At 39.1% G+C, this 4,446-nt stretch carries 6 protein-coding genes; 5 read left to right on the top strand and 1 reads right to left on the bottom strand.

Annotated features, from left to right (window positions below):
• The 5 genes from ACT3RN_RS14685 to ACT3RN_RS14665 all read left to right on the top strand — a co-directional run.
• Window positions 1–915 (top strand): DUF262 domain-containing protein (locus ACT3RN_RS14685; protein WP_444518763.1); only part of this gene is annotated, 915 nt, incomplete at its 5' end.
• 2 nt (window positions 916–917) lie between these two features.
• Complete coding sequence (locus tag ACT3RN_RS14680) at window positions 918–1,583, top strand: MAE_28990/MAE_18760 family HEPN-like nuclease (RefSeq protein ID WP_192520551.1); 666 nt, start codon at window positions 918–920, stop codon at window positions 1,581–1,583.
• 229 nt (window positions 1,584–1,812) lie between these two features.
• Window positions 1,813–2,226 (top strand): OsmC family protein, encoded by a 414-nt coding sequence (locus ACT3RN_RS14675; RefSeq protein ID WP_192520550.1) that lies wholly within the window; start codon window positions 1,813–1,815, stop codon window positions 2,224–2,226.
• Between the two features lies 1 nt (window position 2,227).
• Window positions 2,228–2,692: a flavodoxin family protein gene (locus ACT3RN_RS14670; RefSeq protein WP_444518762.1), complete on the top strand. Its 465-nt coding sequence runs from the start codon at window positions 2,228–2,230 to the stop codon at window positions 2,690–2,692.
• A 129-nt stretch (window positions 2,693–2,821) separates the two neighbouring features.
• On the top strand, window positions 2,822–3,484 hold the full coding sequence (locus ACT3RN_RS14665; protein ID WP_444518761.1) for a DUF938 domain-containing protein: 663 nt from the start codon (window positions 2,822–2,824) through the stop codon (window positions 3,482–3,484).
• Between the two features lie 120 nt (window positions 3,485–3,604).
• Here ACT3RN_RS14665 and ACT3RN_RS14660 read toward each other — a convergent pair whose 3' ends face one another.
• Window positions 3,605–4,396 carry a dienelactone hydrolase family protein gene (locus ACT3RN_RS14660; protein ID WP_444518760.1) on the bottom strand — a complete coding sequence of 264 codons (792 nt, stop codon included), beginning with the start codon at window positions 4,394–4,396 and terminating at the stop codon, window positions 3,605–3,607.
• Window positions 4,397–4,446 lie beyond the last annotated feature (50 nt).

Below are 4,446 nucleotides of genomic sequence, written 5' to 3'. Positions count from 1 at the left end.
CCTGAATATCAACGTCAGTTCAGGTGGCCTAAAGAAAATCAATCAAGGTTAATAGAGTCTGTTTTTTTAGGTATTCCTGTACCAAGTCTATTTATGGCTGCAAATAAAGATGGTTCTTGGGAACTTATAGATGGAGTTCAGCGTTTAAATTCTTTAATTCATTTTGTTGGCAATGAGTACCAACTAGCGAAGTTCGGATTTAAAAATTCATTAGTTCTAAGTGGACTAAGTGTTTTAAGTGAGTATAACGGTGCTAGTTTCAATGATTTACCACAAACTCTAAAGTTGAAATTTTCTCTCAGACCTTTAAAAGTCACTACGTTAAGTGATAAAAGTGATTTAAAAGTTCGGTTTGATCTTTTTGAAAGATTAAATACTGGTGGTATTAAATTAACAGATCAAGAAATTAGATCATGTGTTTTTCGTGGGCAATTTAACGACTTTATTAGTGAGTTAGCACAAAATGAATGTTTCAATGCTGTAGTTAATCTTCCAAGTGCAAAAGTCAAAGATGGTACGAAGAATGAGTTGATACTCAGATTTTTTGCATACAAGAATAATAGAAATAGATTTGAACATAGTGTTGTTAGTTTTTTAAATGACTATATGGCGGATGCGTCTACCTCTTTTGATTACAAAAAAAATCGCTCTACGTTTGAAAAGACTTTTGAGGCCTTAGCATATGAACTTCCAGATGGAATTAAAAGAGGAATTCGAACAACAACTCCATTTAATTTGTTTGAAGCACTAACGATTGGAGCTGCTGATGCAATAGAAGAAGGTATAGATATACGAGGTAAAAATGTATCAGTATGGATAGATGATGATGAATTAACCCAGCTTACTTCTGGTGCAACAAACTCTAGACCTAGACTAAATGCAAGAATTGATTATTGTTACGATAGGTTTAAGTAGTTATGTATCAATCAGTTGAATTGGAAATAATGGATAGACTCAATCAGTCAAAAGAATTGATTAGTCACATTTCGAGTCTTGAACTAGATAATCAAAATTCCGAACTGATTAAAATCCAAAAAGGATATCTTTTCGTATCATTGTATTCGTCTATTGAGTACACGATTACTAGTGTGGTTTCTAGATATTTAGAAATATTAAGGCAGGAACAGCTGAAGCCGATGGACTATCAGAGATATTTATTATGTACTGTTCTTGATGGAAAGTTTAATGCTTTAGTTGGAAGCGGCAAGAAGAAAGTATGGGACAAGAAGAAAGAATTCTTTGATGCACTGTTTTCGTCTGAACCAGTAGATATAGATAATTCAGTGTTTCCTACAGATGGTATAAATATTTCGAATAAACAAATAGAAGATATATGGGGTATTTTTCATCTTGAGGGCACCCCTATACCTGAAGGTATAAATGTTTGGATTTTGAATGAAATTAAAGAACATAGAAACGCTATTGCTCATGGCCGTGAGAAAGCCGCTGACATCGGAGGGCGATATACATTCAGTATTCTTAACCAGCGAGTAATAGATATTGAAAAGCTTTGTTTTCATATTGTAGCGGGGTTTCGAGAAAGCTCTAATACGAAATCTTACCTCTATACTGGCAGTACATAATATAGATTAAGAACTTGAGAGAGGCATGAGTTACGTGGTGCGTTTACGTGTATTTTTTGAATTTTACTAGAAAATAGTTAATGTAAATGGCTATCATATAAAAAATATATGGCATATTGGAACAGGTGGTATTAGTAATCAAATTTTAAACCTAACAGAAAATAGCCTGTGCCACTTAATATTTTAAAAAGAAGTAATCTAGAAACAACAACTATAAAAGAGAAGCGCCATGACAACATCGAAAGTAACCTACCAAGGTAATTTACGCACACAAGCTATTCATCTACAGTCTAACAATCAAATCATCACCGATGCACCGACGGACAATCACGGTAAGGGCGAAGCGTTTTCTCCCACTGATTTGCTAGCCACCAGTCTGGGCAGTTGTATCTTAACGATTATCGGTATTAAAGCCGAAGCGATGGATATCGATATCTCAGGTACGACCGCAGAAGTCACCAAAGTCATGGCTGCCAAACCAAGGCGTGTGAGTGAAATACACATTATCGTTAATTTTCCACGTGTGTTGGATGAGAGCACCTTAAAACGATTTTATAAAGCAGCGTTAACGTGTCCAGTAGGCAACAGCTTGGATCCTGCCATTACTCAAAATCTAGTATTTAACAACGGCACTGACGCTTAGTATGTCTACTAAGACTCTACTCATCGTCGCTCATGCGCCATCGCCTAATACTCAGCAATTGGCTCAAGCCGCTTTTGACGGTGCCAATCATCCTGATATAGATATCACTGTCATTTTGAAATCACCGCAGGACACGCAGCCAGAAGACGTATTAGCTGCTGATGCGTTACTGCTAGGTACGACCGAAAACCTAGCGTATATGGCAGGGCTGACCAAGGATTTCTTTGATCGTTGCTACTATCCTGTACTAGAAGAAAAGCAGGGCATGCCATTTGCGCTATATATTCGGGCAGGGCATGATGGTACGGGTACTAAGCTTGCGCTCAAAACCATTACCACGGGATTACGCTGGTCATGGATTCAAGAGGCGCTGATATTACAAGGTGATTGGCAAGATAGCTTTGCCGAGCAAGTAGAAGCGCTAGCAATGACATTGGCAGCTGGGGTCGAGGCAGGTATTTACTAGCAGGTATTTACTTACAGTGGGCCGTTTGGTAATGCTTGTGGAAATAGTGAAACTGCTACAACTATTATTACTACCACTATTACCACTACCACTACCAAAAGCACCATAGACAGTTTGGAGAGAGCCGTAATGCACAATGGTGATTTGAATAATAAAGTAGATGTTTCTGCACTGCCATGCTCCCAAGCGTGTGAGAATAATAAACAGCCTATTTTAGAAGTGCTACAAATTGAGCTGCAAGACTCTCATCATGTGTTAGAGATTGGGTCAGGTACTGGTCAACATAGTGTTCACTTTGCGCCTCATTTATCACATCTAAAATGGCAAACGAGCGATGTCATTAGTAATCATCGTCATATAATGGCTTGGCATCAGGCTTATCCTACGCCTAATCTATATGCTCCTTTGGCGTTTGATTTGAGTACGGATGCGATACCTGTTGATAGCAATAGCAATAGCAATAGCCAGTCAGACTTACCCTATGATGCAGTGTTTACAGCCAATACGCTGCATATCATTAGTTGGGATTTGGTTAGACGATTATTTGCATTGGCTGGTGATGCGCTACCTGCTAATGGCAAACTGATTGTATATGGCCCGTTTAACGAAGATGGTAACTATACCAGTGAGGGCAATCAGCGATTTGATGCGATGTTGAGAGCAGGCAATCCTGATAGTGGTATTCGCCATAAAGAAGACATTGTCAGTTTAGCAAGTGAACATCATTTGCAACTGAATAATACTTATGCAATGCCTGCCAATAATCAATTATTGGTATTTCAAAAAATATAAAACTTCAAGCGCTTACAATACAAAAGCCACTTCAAGTTCGATCAGACGATGATCGATTGAAGTGGCTTTTTGTTTAGGTTTTTTAAGTTATTTGGGTTTTCTTATTTTGACACTGTTAGATTATTTGTATTCTTCTTCTAAAAAGTCCAAATAACGTTTCCAAGAGCGCTTGTCGGCACGTTCATCATATCGTTCACTACCAAAGACACTAAAGGCGTGCGGTGCGCCGCTATAAGTGACCATCTCATGCGGTACCTCGGTGGCTTCCAACGTCTTACCTAAAGTCGCAAAGCTCTCTAAAGAGACAGATTCATCAGCTGATCCGTGAAATACTAAGATTTCTCCTGTCGTATTGTCATAGCTTTGACCGGTTGGAATATCGAACGCCCCATGAAAAGGTACAAAGGCTTTTTGCGGGAACCCTGAACGTGCTAGCTCTAAAGCAACTGTACCACCAAAACAATAACCCATGGTTACGCCTTTGCGCACGTCATTGCCTTGTAGGCGTCCTGCATTTAACGCGCCTTGTAGTAAACGGCGCATTTTGCTGCGATCATCATATAGCTCGCCTGTTAGGCGTTTGTTTTCTTCAATAGATGTCGGGCGTACGCCTTGTCCAAACATATCTGCTGCTAAGACATTGTAGCCTTCAGTTGCCAACATGTCCGCGCGTTTACGCTCATAATCGGTTAGACCGTCCCAATCATGAATCAATAAAATAAAAGGCGCATTAGGCTCATCGGCTTTAGCATAATAGCCTTCGTAGGCTTCATCATCGACCGTATAGGTAACGTTTTTGGTGGTAATCGCGGCGGCCGTTTGGCTAAAAGTCAGCGCCATTAGACCGACTGATGCACCTATTAGTAATGAGTGGTATTGTTTTTTGGATGGAGTGTTCGAAGTTGGTAACATGATAGATATCCTTATAGTTATATAAAAAGTAGTTGTAAAGTAGTTATAAA

Origin of the sequence: Psychrobacter sp. AOP5-GZ1-6, assembly GCF_052376345.1 — a bacterium.
Classification (GTDB): Bacteria; Pseudomonadota; Gammaproteobacteria; order Pseudomonadales; family Moraxellaceae; genus Psychrobacter.
This window is presented reverse-complemented; position numbering and strand designations above follow the sequence as displayed.

Excerpts from the sequence above, each read along its gene's own strand:
- ACT3RN_RS14680 (WP_192520551.1), top strand. The coding sequence starts at position 918 with ATGTATCAATCAGTTGAATTGGAAATAATGGATAGACTCAATCAGTCA.
- ACT3RN_RS14675 (WP_192520550.1), top strand. The coding sequence starts at position 1,813 with ATGACAACATCGAAAGTAACCTACCAAGGTAATTTACGCACACAAGCT.
- ACT3RN_RS14670 (WP_444518762.1), top strand. The coding sequence starts at position 2,228 with ATGTCTACTAAGACTCTACTCATCGTCGCTCATGCGCCATCGCCTAAT.
- ACT3RN_RS14665 (WP_444518761.1), top strand. The coding sequence starts at position 2,822 with ATGCACAATGGTGATTTGAATAATAAAGTAGATGTTTCTGCACTGCCA.
- ACT3RN_RS14660 (WP_444518760.1), bottom strand. The coding sequence starts at position 4,396 with ATGTTACCAACTTCGAACACTCCATCCAAAAAACAATACCACTCATTA.